The organism is Paenibacillus sp. FSL M7-0802 (genome assembly GCF_038004945.1).
Classification (GTDB): domain Bacteria; phylum Bacillota; class Bacilli; order Paenibacillales; family Paenibacillaceae; genus Paenibacillus; species Paenibacillus polymyxa_B.
Genome location: NZ_JBBOSD010000001.1, coordinates 1,343,855 through 1,358,531 on the forward strand (window position 1 = coordinate 1,343,855; position 14,677 = coordinate 1,358,531).

Annotated in this window: 12 protein-coding genes and 1 riboswitch; of the genes, 1 reads left to right on the plus strand and 11 read right to left on the minus strand. The window is 46.9% G+C overall.

Annotation, left to right across the window (positions count from 1 at the left end; all coding sequences use genetic code 11):
* Positions 1 to 727: 727 nt before the first annotated feature.
* The 7 genes from MHB54_RS06740 to MHB54_RS06770 all read right to left on the minus strand — a co-directional run bounded on the left by MHB54_RS06740 (position 728) and on the right by MHB54_RS06770 (position 7,584).
* Positions 728 to 1,990 carry a hypothetical protein gene (locus MHB54_RS06740; RefSeq protein ID WP_264454060.1) on the minus strand — a complete coding sequence of 421 codons (1,263 nt, stop codon included), beginning with the start codon at positions 1,988 to 1,990 and terminating at the stop codon, positions 728 to 730.
* Entirely contained in the window at positions 1,977 to 3,320 is a 1,344-nt protein-coding gene (locus tag MHB54_RS06745; protein ID WP_264454061.1) for a flippase, read from the minus strand. Before MHB54_RS06745 ends, MHB54_RS06740 begins: the two co-directional genes overlap by 14 nt.
* 77 nt (positions 3,321 to 3,397) lie before the next feature.
* On the minus strand, positions 3,398 to 4,387 hold the full coding sequence (gene gmd / locus MHB54_RS06750; RefSeq protein WP_023987436.1) for a GDP-mannose 4,6-dehydratase: 990 nt from the start codon (positions 4,385 to 4,387) through the stop codon (positions 3,398 to 3,400).
* A gap of 21 nt (positions 4,388 to 4,408) precedes the next feature.
* Positions 4,409 to 5,347: a GDP-L-fucose synthase gene (gene fcl / locus MHB54_RS06755; RefSeq protein WP_023987435.1), complete on the minus strand. Its 939-nt coding sequence runs from the start codon at positions 5,345 to 5,347 to the stop codon at positions 4,409 to 4,411.
* Positions 5,348 to 5,383: 36 nt separating this feature from the next.
* Positions 5,384 to 6,082, minus strand: coding sequence for a sugar transferase (locus MHB54_RS06760; RefSeq protein ID WP_023987434.1), 699 nt, complete (start codon positions 6,080 to 6,082; stop codon positions 5,384 to 5,386).
* Between the two features lie 85 nt (positions 6,083 to 6,167).
* Positions 6,168 to 6,854 (minus strand): CpsD/CapB family tyrosine-protein kinase, encoded by a 687-nt coding sequence (locus tag MHB54_RS06765; protein ID WP_023987433.1) that lies wholly within the window; start codon positions 6,852 to 6,854, stop codon positions 6,168 to 6,170.
* Positions 6,835 to 7,584 carry a YveK family protein gene (locus tag MHB54_RS06770; protein ID WP_023987432.1) on the minus strand — a complete coding sequence of 250 codons (750 nt, stop codon included), beginning with the start codon at positions 7,582 to 7,584 and terminating at the stop codon, positions 6,835 to 6,837. The genes MHB54_RS06765 and MHB54_RS06770 overlap by 20 nt, the downstream gene beginning before the upstream one ends.
* A gap of 327 nt (positions 7,585 to 7,911) precedes the next feature.
* On the opposite strand from MHB54_RS06770, the gene MHB54_RS06775 reads away from it, so the two are divergent.
* Positions 7,912 to 8,280 carry a helix-turn-helix domain-containing protein gene (locus MHB54_RS06775; protein WP_023987431.1) on the plus strand — a complete coding sequence of 123 codons (369 nt, stop codon included), beginning with the start codon at positions 7,912 to 7,914 and terminating at the stop codon, positions 8,278 to 8,280.
* A 53-nt stretch (positions 8,281 to 8,333) separates the two neighbouring features.
* On the opposite strand, the gene MHB54_RS06780 is transcribed toward MHB54_RS06775, so the two are convergent.
* The 4 genes from MHB54_RS06780 to MHB54_RS06795 all read right to left on the minus strand — a co-directional run bounded on the left by MHB54_RS06780 (position 8,334) and on the right by MHB54_RS06795 (position 14,371).
* On the minus strand, positions 8,334 to 8,516 hold the full coding sequence (locus tag MHB54_RS06780; protein WP_025720481.1) for a hypothetical protein: 183 nt from the start codon (positions 8,514 to 8,516) through the stop codon (positions 8,334 to 8,336).
* 311 nt (positions 8,517 to 8,827) lie between these two features.
* Positions 8,828 to 11,122: a hypothetical protein gene (locus MHB54_RS06785; protein ID WP_264454062.1), complete on the minus strand. Its 2,295-nt coding sequence runs from the start codon at positions 11,120 to 11,122 to the stop codon at positions 8,828 to 8,830.
* A 48-nt stretch (positions 11,123 to 11,170) separates the two neighbouring features.
* Complete coding sequence (locus tag MHB54_RS06790; RefSeq protein ID WP_264454063.1) at positions 11,171 to 12,745, minus strand: glycosyl hydrolase; 1,575 nt, start codon at positions 12,743 to 12,745, stop codon at positions 11,171 to 11,173.
* 13 nt (positions 12,746 to 12,758) lie between these two features.
* Positions 12,759 to 12,839, minus strand: a riboswitch (cyclic di-GMP riboswitch).
* A 155-nt stretch (positions 12,840 to 12,994) separates the two neighbouring features.
* The gene (locus tag MHB54_RS06795) at positions 12,995 to 14,371 is read right to left on the minus strand and encodes a sugar phosphate nucleotidyltransferase (RefSeq protein ID WP_013309163.1); all 1,377 of its coding nucleotides are present in this window, start codon (positions 14,369 to 14,371) and stop codon (positions 12,995 to 12,997) included.
* Between the last annotated feature and the right edge of the window lie 306 nt (positions 14,372 to 14,677).

Below are 14,677 nucleotides of genomic sequence, written 5' to 3' on the forward strand. Positions count from 1 at the left end.
CATTTCATATTGGGTGAGTTATGGCGGCGGGGTTTAGAGACCGCTGCGCACTCCATTTGATCTTCCGATCGCTGTTGCAGTGGGATTCCTGGATATATAAAACACTCCGAGGTAAGAATCCCACTGCAAAGGCGAACGCTAGCGCTTCTTCAGATTCAAATGGACCGCTCCGCTACTGACCGCCGGGTCCATAAAGTCACCCCATTTTAAAAAAAGGGAATGCTGGCATGAAGTGCCCCCGCTGCGCAGATATACGCGAGCGAATGCATGCAGCCGTTGACTACGCTAACTTGTATACCGGTCACATAGCGATAAACGATTGAACAGCATAGAGCTACTACCGCAGGGCTGACCACGAGACCTTAGCTAGGCTTGATTGTTGCTTGCCGTGAGTGTTATCCACCAAACACTGTCACCCTGACAGAGAACCGTGCTGAGTGTGCCCTACGCCGGCATGCATGCCCGGCGTGATGTTCGAGGCGATAGGGCGAAGCTATCGCCAGGCAGTTCTTACCTCCCCCACCTTATGGGCTGGGGGAAATTCTTTTTGGCGGCGGTGGGTAGCCGAGGGTAAGGATTTGAATCTGGAGAAGCGTAGCGTTCGCCTTTGACGAGGGATTCCGACCTCTTACAGTGCCTATTCAATCCAGGGAATCTCTCGTCAACAGCGATCGGAAGATCAAACCCGTCCCGAAGCGGCCTTCCATCCACAATAGTTGCTCCAGGATCAAACCCGCCCCGAAGCGGCCTTTCCCCTCCAACTTGAATGTTCACGCTGCCTTTCCTCCATCATCTGCATATTAAAATGGTCTGCCCCTTTGAGCTGGGCAGCTGCCATATCTGCCACTAGAGTCACACTCGATTCCATCGGCACAAAGCGGTATTTGTAGGCTGTAAGCCGATGATCCGTTTCGTGAAATAAAATATCCTGAGCGTAATTCCCCCATCGGTCCTTGGGCATCAAATCAATGGTCATGCTGGCATGCGCAGACGGCAGCAGCATATTAGAGCCGTGGATACCGATTACTAATTGGCTGGCTGCGTATACCTCGCAGACCCGCAGCTCACTTTCTCGGTCGAAGCGTGTGACACGCTCATCAGAAATCCATGCCGGGAAGCTCCCGGTACGCCCAAGTCCAGCGACTGTAAAACGATGATCTGGGAAGCTTTCTTTTAGCCTGCGGAACAGCCGTATGATTTTACTGCGCTGATGATAAATTAGCGGTTTTAGCCCACGTTTGAGCTGCGGAAATTTCTGTACCGCTCTTGCGATATGATGGCTGCCGCTCCACAAGCGATCTTCCCTCCATACGAAGGTAATGCGCGGCTCCGACTCACGCCCCTCGTCATAGCGGGAGACACCTGTAAACTGCTCAATATCAAACTGATTGGGATGTGAATATGCCGGGCTGACATACACCTCATCAAAACGCATCAGTTCCTCAATCATCCGATGATGTAGTACAGGATAAAAGTTACGTGCCCTGCTGAATGGCACATCAACCGTCCAAATTTCAGACACATATGCTGGCACCATCCACTCCAGCGACTTTTGCACAATGACGATAATTCCCAGGTCCGGGGATTGCTCGTATTCGCGTTGCACATTGAGCAGCTTGAGCAACGCATGACCATACAAATAATCCATAGTGTTGACGATGATTACACGTGTAGAAGCTTTCATTTTATGCACAGTCATGCCGACTGCTAAGTCATAGGAAGGATTCATCAACGATTGCCGTAAAGGCTCTCCGAGCCATTTTCTCGACTTCGCATCACCTGTCAGAATATAGTCAGGCATTTCTACACGATAAGGTGAATACGTGGCATGACCGACCCTCATGTCCTCGAGATATTCGCGTCCGCACCCCTCACACGCAGTGCTGACACATACATGGATTCCCTGCCACAGCACCTCTCCACCACGTACCTTACTTCCACAATGCGGGCACTGTTCCTCATGCCGAACAAACGGTTTAATGGGTATCATGATTGTTCTCTCCAACTTTCGGTACTGTAATATGAACACGCCAGAAGGTCAGGATGGACTTCATCATCCAACCCAAATTAGATTTAACTTCCTTAAATAGCAAATCTAATAGAAATACAGATATCGTAAAGGACAAGATCGTCGCCACTAACGACCCTCGGACACCAAGCAACGGGATTAGCGCGTAATTGAAAGCGATATTCGTAACCGCACCCACCACCGAGGTCAGCAGCGTGTATCTGAACAAATTTTCATTGGTAATAAACAAGCTTTTAGCAACACTGAAGTTAGTGAAAAACAGACGAATCGCAAACAGAGACAACAGCGAACCTGCTTCGGTAAATTCTTTCCCATACAGCACAACCACTACCCATTGGGATAGAAAAAATAAAGGTACCGAGGTCACAAGAAAGCATATAAACATCAGGCGATACACCGTAGACAATGTCTGTCTGTATTCGTCGCTTCCTTTCTGCTTGGAGCGGGTTACTACTGGAGCATAGGCCGTTGTCAGAACAACCGGAATGAAGCCCAGCACTTCGATGAGTCGGAGTGCAACGGAGTATTGCCCAACCGCAGCGTTCCCCAGCAGTTCACCGATAATGACTTGATCGATCCGTGCCTGTACATATACAGCGGAAGATGACAGTATAAGCGGCCAGCTGTGATTCATGATTCGCCGAGCTGTGGCTAAGCGGAACGTCCATCGGTTCACACGTCGTCCTTCCTTACGGAAGAAATACAGCAGCAGCAGGCTCCCCAATAGAAACTCTCCATGAGCACACAACGCCACCACCCATATCGGAACACCGGACAACAACAGAATGATTTTGATGGTGGAGCCGAGAACAAAGGCGGTATTCTTGGCAACGACCGTGTATTTGGACAGCATCTGCGCACGAAACCAGTAGTCGATGATATCAAACAATTGAAATACCGAGGCCGTAGCCAGGATCAGATTGATCAACCGCACCGAACTGTCTTCCGGTCTGAGCAGTGAAATGAAGGAATAGGACAGTACAATGGCCATCAAAGTACCTACCAATTTCAGCAGAACCGCCGTACCCAATAGCTCATGCTCATCCTTGGGGTCTTTGACAAGATCGCGTACTAATATAGAATCAAAGCCAAGGGTCGTGAAAATCAGAAACATCCCGAAAAAGGATTCCGCATAATTCCACTTTCCCAGTTCCTCTGGTCCCAACACTCTCGCCATGATGATGCTGACTGCCAGGCCGAACACCATGCGAATCATTTTGTCACCGAACAGCCATGATGTATTCACCAGCAAACTTCTGCGCGGTTTGGCGCGTTTTTCGACTAATGTCATAGGTTTTACTCCATCTTGAAAAATGACCTTGCGTACAGCGAAGAGACCCCCGCCCAGGCGGATGGCCTCTCCATCTCTTACACGACGACAGAAGCTTCAACTGCAGCCTGCCTTTTTACCCGCTCCAAGTCTGTATCCACCATCATATGAATGAGCTGCTCGAAGCCTACTTCCAATCGCCAGCCCAGCTTTTCTTTCGCCTTGGCACAATCGCCGAGCAATAGATCTACCTCTGCCGGACGGACAAATTGAGGATCGATCACGACGTAATCCTCATAATTTAGGCCTACATGGGAAAAGGCAATTTGCAGCAGTTCACGCACAGAATGCATTTCTCCCGTGGAAATGACGTAATCATCCGGTTGATCCTGCTGAAGCATCAGCCACATCGCCTTTACATAATCCCCTGCAAAACCCCAGTCTCGCAGTGAATCCAAATTTCCCATGCGCAGCTCCTGCTGCAACCCCAGCTTGATACGAGCTACCGCATCCGACACCTTACGCGTTACAAATTCCAGTCCTCGGCGTGGGGATTCGTGATTGAACAAAATGCCAGAGCAAGCAAACATATTAAAGCTTTCGCGATAGTTCACTGTAATCCAATGGCCGTATACTTTGGCGACACCGTAGGGACTACGTGGGTAAAACGGAGTCGTTTCTGTCTGCGGTGTCTCCAGCACCTTACCGAACATCTCGCTGCTTGACGCCTGATAAAAGCGCGCTTCCGGTTTGGCAATTCGAACCGCCTCCAGCATATTGGTGACAGACAGCGCTGTAATCTGACCTGTAGCCAACGGCTGCGGCCATGAGGCCGCTACGAAGGATTGAGCAGCCAAGTTGTAGACCTCATCCGGGTCGGACTGACGGACGGCTTCGATCAATGAAGCCAGATCGGTCATATCACCGGAAAGCCAGTGGATGTCATTCTGGATATGCGCTACATTTTCAAAGTTCGGTGTGCTGGTTCGTCTGCGCACCCCGTACACCTCATAATCCTTGGACAGCAGCAACTCAGCCAGATAGGACCCGTCTTGTCCGGTAATCCCTGTGATCAGCGCTTTTTTCATTCCCATTCCCCCACCGTTTTTTTATTGTTCAACCAGATCCAGACCTTGAAATGCCTGATACACAGACTTTAATCCCTCTTCTAGTGAAATACGCGCCGACCAACCCAGCTCGGAAATTCGGGATACATCTACCAACTTACGCGGCGTTCCATCAGGAGCGGAGGTGTTAAAGGTAATTTCTCCCTCATAGTCGACTACATTCTTCACTCGTTCAGCCAGCTCACGAATAGAGATATCCTCACCTACGCCGATATTTACAATTTCATTTCCCTCATAATTGTTCATCAGGAACAGACAGGCTTCAGCCAAATCATCAGAATGAAGAAATTCTCGCCGCGGCGTACCTGAGCCCCATACTTCGACAGTCGGAGATTGATTCAGCTTGGCTTCATGAAACTTGCGGATGAGCGCAGGCAGCACATGAGAGGTCTGGAGATCAAAGTTGTCGCCCGGACCGTATAAATTCGTCGGCATCACAGAAATAAACCGGGTTCCATACTGACGGTTGTAAGACTGACACATTTTAATCCCGGCAATTTTAGCAATTGCATAGGCCTCATTAGTAGGCTCCAGTTCACCTGTAAGCAGATATTCTTCCCGCAACGGCTGCGGAGCAAATTTAGGATAGATACAAGTAGAGCCGAGGAATAACAGCTTGCCTACATTCGCCCGGTATGCCGCATCAATCACATTCGTTTGTATAAGCAGATTGTCACGGATAAAATCAGCCGGATATTCGTTATTCGCCAAAATCCCACCAACCTTGGCCGCTGCCAGAAATACATAATCCACAGGCTCTGTTTCAAAAAAATGATCTACTGCCTCTTTATTGCGTAGATCCAGCTCACGGCTTGTGCGAGTAATAATATGACGGTAACCCGCATCCTGAAGCGCTCGGACAATAGCGGAACCCACCAGTCCGTTATGCCCTGCTACATATATGTTGGAATGAAGATCCATACTTATCCCCTACCTTCTTCGTGAAAATGAAAGACTTTAATACGCATCCTTGGAGCCTAGCAGCACACGAAATGTTTTCAGCATAATGATCATATCTGTGCGGAAACTGCGTCTGGATATGTACTCCAAATCCAGTTCTACCATCTGGTTAAAGCTTAGATGATTACGACCGCTGATCTGCCATAGACCAGTGCAGCCCGGTGTAACCGTCAGACGCAGCTTATCCCTCACTGTGTAATCATGGACTTCTCTTGGCAATGGGGGTCTGGGTCCTACCAGACTCATCTGCCCACGTAGTACATTGAACAGTTGTGGCAGCTCGTCGATGCTCGTTCTGCGAAGAAAGCGACCCACACGGGTAATTCGGGGATCGTCCCGCATTTTGAACATCGCACCCTCAATTTCATTTTCCACCAGCAGTGCAGACAATCTGGCTTCGGCATCAGACACCATAGAACGAAATTTGATCATGCGAAACGGCCGCTCGTTTTTTCCAATACGTACTTGATAAAATATTGCACTGCCTTTTGGGTCCTCCAGCTTAATCAGCAAAATGACAAGCAGAAATACTGGGCATAGCACGATGATTCCAATGAAAGACAATATAATATCCATGCTTCGCTTCACGAACGGGTATACGTTCCATCCTTGCCGCCGTTCAAGCCCATGAGCAACCGAATAAACATCCACTGACGCGCCCAGCACTTCGGCCTCGTTCGAGCGGGAAGAAGACACGTCTCATCACCTCGCTCCTTATTGATAAGTATTATTTATGCATTGTTAAAAGAATTTTATATACTATCATTTTCCTCCTTTTTATTCATGTCAGATTGCGTTCCTCCATCCCCCGCTCGGCGCGGGTATTCGAACGCTTCACATTATTAAGTACTACACCCAGAATGCGCGCCTTTACTCTTTCCAAATTCGCTTTTGCTTTCTTGACGATATCCTTTTTGACTTTCCCTGCCTGCACCACCAGAATGACTCCGTCACACATAGCGCTTATAATTAAGCCATCCGGAAAGGACAGCAACGGCGGCGTATCCATTAAGATCACGTCATAATGTTCTTTTAGGTCAACCAGCAGAGCATTCATTCTGCGGGAACTGAGCATCTCGGACGGATTGGGCGGGTTCGGTCCGGCTGTAATTGCATGCAGATGGTCAATCCCGGTTTCCTGAACCACATCCTGCCATGCCTGTTGATTGGCAAGCACCCGTGTCAGCCCCGTGTGATTACGCAAACCAAACATATGGTGCAAAGAGGAACGACGCAGATCCATATCCATAATCAGCACCTTTTTCCCCTCTTGCGCATAGGTTACAGCCAAATTGCTAATCGTGACCGTTCTACCTTCACCCGCCTGAGCGGACGCCACCATCATAACCTCAATCGGCTCGTCTATAGAAGAAAACTGGATGTTAGTACGAAGCATGCGGTACTCCTCCGAAACGGAAGACTGAGCATGTAGGGATGTAACGAGCTGATTATTGATTAATCGCGGCATATTGCCCTTCACCTACCTGTTTAGGAGTTGTAGTGGAGCTGTCGGAGCGTTTATCTTCTTTTTTCATTTTCGTAATCAGGGATAGGGTAGGCAGACCGAGTTCTTTTTCAATATCCTCTTCATTCTTAAATGTATCATCCAGTACCTCCAGCAAAAACGCCAAGCCTATTCCCAACAATAAAGAGGTGGCAAAAGCAATAAATATCTGTATAGCGGGATTACTGTTCACGGGAACTGCTGGATCATTCAGACTGGCTTCGCTTAGGATGGTGACATTGTCCATTTTCATGATAGAGGGGATTTGCCGTTTGAATACTTTGGCTACCGCATTGACGGTTTTCACAGCCTTCGTATACGATAAATCGCGGATTGTTACATCCATGACCTGTGAATCACCTGCGGTGTTCACTCTTAATTTTGACGCCAAAGCTGACGGAGTGACCTTAAGGTCGGGGAAGCTGGCGACCACCTGATCCATAATCGCCGAGGAGATCATAATTTGCTTATAGGAGTTCGTTAAGGCTATATTCGTTTGAACTACACTGTAATCAACGACACCTGCACGATCCGGTCGTGGCGTCTGGTTGATAATGAGCTTTGCGGTAGCTTCGTAAATCTGCGGGGTAAAATATACATTTTTTATGCCCACTACAGTACATACCAGCAATACGATGCTACCAATCAACCACATTCTTTTACGGATCAAACGGATGTACTCTTTCAACTGCACAAGACCAGTCCTCCCTGATTGACTTGTTTTCGATGCAATAACGCTTGTACTGATCCTCTGCATAACGGGGAAAAGAACGATGCATGACCCTCTAATCTATAGTAAAATGTTGTATAATAGCGCATAGAAGGTCCAGCCAGCGAATAAGCACAAAATGCTCAATCATCGGTGGCCTCTTAGGGTATATAAACGAAGACATAAGTGAAAACTATGAAATAAAGATACGTTATGTAACTTACATAACTAATTTATGATACAAAACGTATCTTGTCAAGTGTAAAATTGCTTTTTTACCTTTCTTAACCTTGCCTTCAGGAGGAAAAACAGATGAATTATGGCACCCGCATCGCTGAATTACGAGAACATAAGGGATTAAAACAAGAGGAGCTAGCGCAATCCCTCGGAATTACGCGGGCAGCTCTTTCTCACTATGAAAAAAATAGGCGCAAGCCAGATTTTGAGATCCTGACCAAGCTCGCTGATATTTTTGGGGTAACGATTGACTACTTGGTGGGACGTACGAGCCATCCGGCGGCAATATTGGATTCAGATGTGAGGGAATTTGTGGACCAGCTTGAACTGTCCGACGAGGATATTCTGCGACGTTTCAACCTGACCATTGACGGACGCACCTTGTCTGAGGAAGAAGCCAAACGTTTTATTGCATTTGTCCGAATGGAACGAATGATGGAATAAAGAACGCGGCCGACTGCCTTACGTCTCGCTCAAGTAAGACCAGCCGTTGGAATTTACACGCGCTTGTCCTTCCGGTATGTGGTTCCATCAGCGTCGCTTTCTAGCCATTCTGGTATCGTGATACCACATTGGAGCAAAATGTCCCGGATGTCCAAGTGGATGGCAGCTTTGTCTGCTTTCTGTACGTTGTTTCGAAAAAGAGGGTTGTTCACCCCTAATTCTGTCTCCTTGTTCATTCAGCACTAACCTCGCTTTATTATTCTTGGTCACCGGAAAGAGATTTCCCACAAACCATGTATGTATAGTCATGAACAAAACTATTATATATGAATACATACCTGCAATGTTGTCGTCTTATGACGAGAATATAAAAGGATTTTCTTATTTTTTTCTTCATTATACGTAAAGTATTGGCAAATCAGAACGATTTTCCAACAAAAAAGAACCTGTCAGGTCCTATTTTCTCCTGATAGGTTCTTTTTTGTTTTATTTCGAAATGATGTTAGGTATTCGTTATCTAAGGTCCTATATACATTCCGATCTGATATTAAGCGACCTCGGCTGCCTGGGAAACCTGAGTGCCTCCAGTCGCCCGAACTTTGTAGACATAGTGACCTCCGGCTTTTACCGTCCGATCTGTATACGTGCTTCCCGCTACTTGCGAGGCAATCACCTGATAGGCCCCGTCGGTCCCGTCAGCACGCAGCACATCATAGGAAGATACGCCTTCTGCCTGAAGCCAGTTAATCTTTACTGCCCCATCCTGAACAGAGGCAGCCTTCACCCCTGTTGGAGCTGAAGCTGCGGTTTGATCTGTACTTTTTAATTCCAAAATATATTGTACCGCTTCACCAGGACCCAGCTTTTCTTCAAAATCAAGGGCAGGAGAAGCCTTGAGTCCTGATATGGAACGTTGTGCCTGACTGTAAGTAGAACCCGCTCCAAAACGTTCACCCGTGTACAAACCGGCTTTCGGCATCGTTACCCGTACACGAACTGTCTGCGTGGTAGCTTCGAAATTCACTAGATTCACCAGCAATTTGTCTGAAGTAGCGCCGCTACCTGCCAGCGGTTTAAGCTTGGACGTATCCACCGCACGAACATACACCATCTTATCCTTGGTTTCCTCTGGATTCAGCACTGTATAAGTCAGAGGTTTTCCATGGGTGGCATAGGCTAAGCTCAAGCGTCTCATGATCTTAACGCGGGTGTCCTGTCCTTGCCCGAACGGATAAATTTCTGTGTTGGCCGGGTTATGACTTTGCAGATCGAAGCCTGTTTTAAACAGCGTATAATCTTTATAAAAAGCAGCGTGCTGGATAAACATATCGGCAAACCCAATTTGCGAACGCATAATCCGGTCGAATGCAGCTGCTTGTGGCTGACTAGCCCCGTAATCTGGATTGTCTCGATGCGTATCATTGGTACCGAACTCTGTGTTCAGCATCTTTTTCGCCAGTCCATTGCTCGAACCGCCGAAGGTTTTCAAATTTTGGACGAAGCTGCCCCCGCCCTCTTCATTATACGATTCACCATAGGCGTGTCCATTGGTCAGGTCGGTGACTTCCTCCAGCTGTTTACGTTGCGCCGGGTCCCGTTCCCATCCATCTGGGTCACCGCATTTTTGCGTACCACTGGTTTGATTTTTGCATGCCTTGGTAGAGTACGTTGGCCAGTAGGCCCAGCCCGGTGCTACGGTTTTGAGATGCGGTGCCAATTGCTTGCCTTCTGTATTCAACCACTTGGCCACAGCCAGGTTTACCGCCTTGGAGCGATTAAATAATCCAGGTTCGTTATCTACTTCATAATATTGAAGATAAGAACCGTATTTTTTTACATAATCGCGCAACTTTTGCTTGGCCGTCTCTGGTAGAGAACCATCTTTTTGCAGCTTAATATCACCTGTATATAAATACAAAGCAGACGATTGCATATTATACTGCTTTAACGTTTGATAGTAATCATCCACGTCTGTACAGGCCTTGCCCACATTACTGGCACAGGTGACCCTCATGACGTTGCCACTATAAGCAATGCCCAGCCACTTGAGAACGTATGGTAAATGCTTAACTGCACCCTGATCATAATAAAATTCTTTATTGTTCACATTTGTTCCGGTCAGTATATATTTACCGTGTACCGGTTCGGTCGCAGGTGAAGCTAACGTCTCCAAGCTCAAGTCATCCCAAGTCCACCACACATTTTTATCTTCTGCAGAGGAGCAGTATAGGCAGCGCGCTGTCTTTAGCTTGAGTACGTTAACACCGCTTTGCAATTGCTCTTTGGGTATATACAGCTCGTAGTTGTTTTTGAAATTATAAGTACTCCCAGTACCGGAAACCCCGGCAATCTGAATAATACCGGACAGCTGATGATTTGAAAATACAGCCATTTGCGGGACTGCTTTGCCCGCATCCAAAATCCGAACACGGAATATCATACCATTGGGAGGAATCTGATTCAGCTTATACTGGAGTGTCAGTTCAGGGTTCGTGGACGCATTCAAACCGGGAGGAATATCTCCACTGCTGAGCAATACCGGAACTGTTGTACTCTCTGCTTCCGACAATGCTGACAATGATCCTTTAGCAGACGATTCGGTAGAGGCAGCTGCTGTAGAAATATCGATATTATCCCTACCGACCACACCTTTGAATTCCGCTGAAGAGTCATCCCTCTGACCCAGCTTCCATACTGGACTGGCAGCCGCTACTTTATCCGTCTGCAATTCTGCGCTTCTTGAAGGCGTGTATATAAACCAAGCGATCATCGCTATAGCTACGACCGCTAGTAGTCCAGATAAAACTACTGAATACCTATGGGATAACCATTTTTTTATCATATGATCCACCCTCTCTCCTCAAATTTTTTGACCGGGAAAGAGTATCAATCAAGGAAGAAACAAAGCGTTTCCGGGAATCACCGCTTTCGCTTCATGCTGACTTTCCCACATTAGACGTGCCATCGCGTCGCCTTTTTCATCATAGTATTCCACTTTTAAATCTACCATTTTGCCTGCTTCCAAAGTAATACTACCTTTACGCTCTGTCCAGCTTTGTTTGAACCAGCTGTCAATAACCAACTTGCCATCTACCCATACACGGATACCGTCATCAGATATCGTTGTGAACGTATAGGTCTCGCTATATTGCGGTTTGATTTTACCCGTCCAGCGAACCGAGAACTGATCGGCATTCACCTTTGGATCAGCTGCATTGGCACGCCAGTTGTAGTCCAGCTTGCTATCTGTACGGATCAAAGCAGGACTTCCGCTCAAATTCATATTGTTAAAATATTCGCCCTGCAGCCCGTTCACATAGACCACATCAGGAACGGAAGGAGGAGTCGGAGCCGGGATAGGCTCACTTTGTCCCTCGTCTGGTAAGGTCGGTACGTCTGTCCCAGGTTGTTCGATTGCTGCCAGCCCATTTTTCACATCATCACGCGTCAAACTCTTCGAATCATTCATATAATCCTGAATTTGATTTGTTGTGTTATTCTCAGTCAGCATCTTGCCCCAAGTCATGGAATATACCCATTTAGGTTGAGCCTGAAATACCTCAGAACTAGGCATCTCACCGTGCTCCCCAATGGCAATCGGCTTATTCCGTGCCAGCCCGAGCAGACCTTCGTAATGACTTTGCTTAAAATCATTGTTGTAAATGTCTACTGCCAAAATGTCCACTTTGTCATCCCCCGGGTATTTTGGGGTATACGGGACAGTATACGAATTGGGCGCATTCGGACTCCATACCCACAGCAGATTGTTCAATTGATGTGTGTTTGTAAAACGGTCATACATGATATTCCATAGCTGATTGAAATTAGTTTTGTTTCCCCACCAGAACCAGTCACCATTCATTTCGTGGTAAGGTCTCCACAAAACCGGAACCCCTGCATCACGAAGCTGCTTTAACGATACAGCGACCTTATCCAGATCGGCAATGAGGAGGTTATACTGCGCAGTACCTGGAGTCACGTATTTGTTGAACTCTGCCTGACTTACTTTCGCCTGTACATTGGCCCAAGTCAGTGGCCTACCTGGTAGCGCTTCATGAAAAGTCATCGTCACAATACCACCGGATCTGTCCCAACGGATAGCACTATCGACGACATTTTTACGTTGTGCTGCTTCCGTAGCGTCAGATTGACCAGAGATAGCTCCCATCTCATAGCCGTGTACACCAACATATGCCTGACTGATTTTTTGGACCTTGTTACTTAATTCATCTGGACTTTCCAAATAATCATGCTGACCGGTGACTATTTTTTTCCCTGAGATGTTGAGTAAATAATTGTATAGTTCACGGGCCTGAGTAGAAGCGTCCGAATTAACAGGTTGTAATGAAGCGGCATTCGCCACCGACAGAGAATCTCCAAAACCGACGGGCAACAATGAAAAAAGCATAACAACGGGGAGTACATGACGTATCAGTCGATACAGAGGAATAAAATTGAATCTCACTTTCGCTCTTCCTTTCGGTAGCCAGGCTGCCATCCTTGTGGAAGGCCCTTTAGCTTTGCGTACCTGCCTTTCGACAGGGCTGCGTTTATCGTTGGAAGGAGTTTGGATTCCTTCTTACCCTAAGTATCGACTTTTTTTTACCAAAATTTAATAGGTCATGTTCATGAATTTACAGGTTTTCGCCCAATTTCGACAGTTTAGGCTATGAATTTTCATGAATTCGTCTTTTTTTCGTTTTTACGAAAATAATTAGGAGATAAATTGGTGACGGGAAATTTCATTCCAATCCATACAAAAGCGGACAATATCCTCTTCAACCAACTCAGAGCCAGTCTGCACCTCAATAAAATCCACATCGGTCACTGCCAAAATGCTATGCTTCGTCCCTTCAGGGATACGTACTACGTCACCAGCCTTCACTTTGTGCAGCTTCTCATTCAAAATAATTTCCGCTTCACCGCTAATAATGGTCCAGATTTCACTTCGTTTGAAATGAAGCTGGTAGCTGATATTTTTGCCTTTCCGTACGCGGATTCGTTTGGTCAATACCTCGTTACCCTCGTCATACTTGACATAATCCACAACCCGATACTGTCCCCAACGACGTTCTTCATACATTGGACGCTGATCATGAGCCTTGAGCACTTCCTTAATGCGAGGACTTTCTGCCTTATTGGTCACAAGAATGCCATCCGGGCTAGCGGCTACGATCAGATCATTCGTTCCAATGATCGCCACAGGAATGTCTAACTCGTTAATAAGGCTCGTATTGACGCAATCCTCCGTTACTACACCTCTGCCCACTTGTTGATTAGACATTTCTTCTGTGAGCGTATTCCAGGTACCCAAATCCTTCCAAAAACCATCATACGGAAGAACTACGATGTCCTTTTCCTTCTCGACTACTTCATAGTCAAAGCTGATTTTTTCCAGAGATGCGTATTGCTTTTGCATTTCTTCATAATTAAGCGGCAACCCCTTGGATGCCAAGATATCCAGCAAATAACTTAATTTGAATGCAAAAACCCCACAGTTCCATAGAGCATTGCGTTCAATCAGACGCTCCGCCTGCTCCCGGTCGGGTTTCTCTTGAAAATGGCTCACTTCACGGTAGCCTGTGCTACCTTGAGTGGCATCGTTTTTCGGAATAATGTAACCATATTTCTCTGAAGGATAGGAAGGGACAACCCCGATTAAAGCAAGCTTGCCTTCACTCTCCTGAAGCGTATGTTCCAGCTGGGCTACGGAAGCGAAGAAAGCATCCTCAACATAAGGATCTACAGGCAATATTGCTATAATTTCATCAGGTGAAACACCTGCAATGGAATATAGATAAGTCGCTGTCAGCGCAATCGCAGGAAAGGTGTCTCTGCGTTCCGGCTCAACAATAATGCGCGTATTCGGCCCGACCTGACTCTGGATCATTTCGACCTGTGCTCTCCCTGTCGCAATAAACGAAGATTCTGATAATCCGTTGTCTCCCAATTGTCTCCATACCCGCTGTACCATGGATTCCGAAATCCCCTCCGGGCTCTCCAGCACCTTCAAAAATTGTTTGGAACGGGAATCGTTGGACAAAGGCCATAATCTTTTACCGGAACCACCAGACAAAAGTACGAGCTTCATAACTCTCCACTTCCTCTCTATATTGGTTGGATGATCGTTCTGATGATGAGTTGACTACCCGCTACGGTATGAATTTAATCTTATGATCGCTGTTGGACCGGGATTCACTCGATTATATAAATCGTATATAGGTTTGAATCCCACTAAGCTTATGCTTCCGATGCGAGCTTTCCTTTGGAAAGCTTTCAGGCGAACGCTCCGCTTCTCCAGATTCAAATCCATCCCTGCGCTACTCAAAAATGCATCATGCCGATCATACCGTTTATTGCAAAAGGCACAACCGGACATTATTAAGTCCGGTCAGCC

What these genes read in the sequence shown, in the direction of transcription:
- MHB54_RS06740 (WP_264454060.1), bottom strand. Translation starts at nt 1,990, where the DNA reads ATGATACCCATTAAACCGTTTGTTCGGCATGAGGAACAGTGCCCGCAT.
- MHB54_RS06745 (WP_264454061.1), bottom strand. Translation starts at nt 3,320, where the DNA reads ATGACATTAGTCGAAAAACGCGCCAAACCGCGCAGAAGTTTGCTGGTG.
- gmd (WP_023987436.1), bottom strand. Translation starts at nt 4,387, where the DNA reads ATGAAAAAAGCGCTGATCACAGGGATTACCGGACAAGACGGGTCCTAT.
- fcl (WP_023987435.1), bottom strand. Translation starts at nt 5,347, where the DNA reads ATGGATCTTCATTCCAACATATATGTAGCAGGGCATAACGGACTGGTG.
- MHB54_RS06765 (WP_023987433.1), bottom strand. Translation starts at nt 6,854, where the DNA reads ATGCCGCGATTAATCAATAATCAGCTCGTTACATCCCTACATGCTCAG.
- MHB54_RS06775 (WP_023987431.1), top strand. Translation starts at nt 7,912, where the DNA reads ATGAATTATGGCACCCGCATCGCTGAATTACGAGAACATAAGGGATTA.
- MHB54_RS06780 (WP_025720481.1), bottom strand. Translation starts at nt 8,516, where the DNA reads ATGAACAAGGAGACAGAATTAGGGGTGAACAACCCTCTTTTTCGAAAC.
- MHB54_RS06785 (WP_264454062.1), bottom strand. Translation starts at nt 11,122, where the DNA reads ATGATAAAAAAATGGTTATCCCATAGGTATTCAGTAGTTTTATCTGGA.
- MHB54_RS06795 (WP_013309163.1), bottom strand. Translation starts at nt 14,371, where the DNA reads ATGAAGCTCGTACTTTTGTCTGGTGGTTCCGGTAAAAGATTATGGCCT.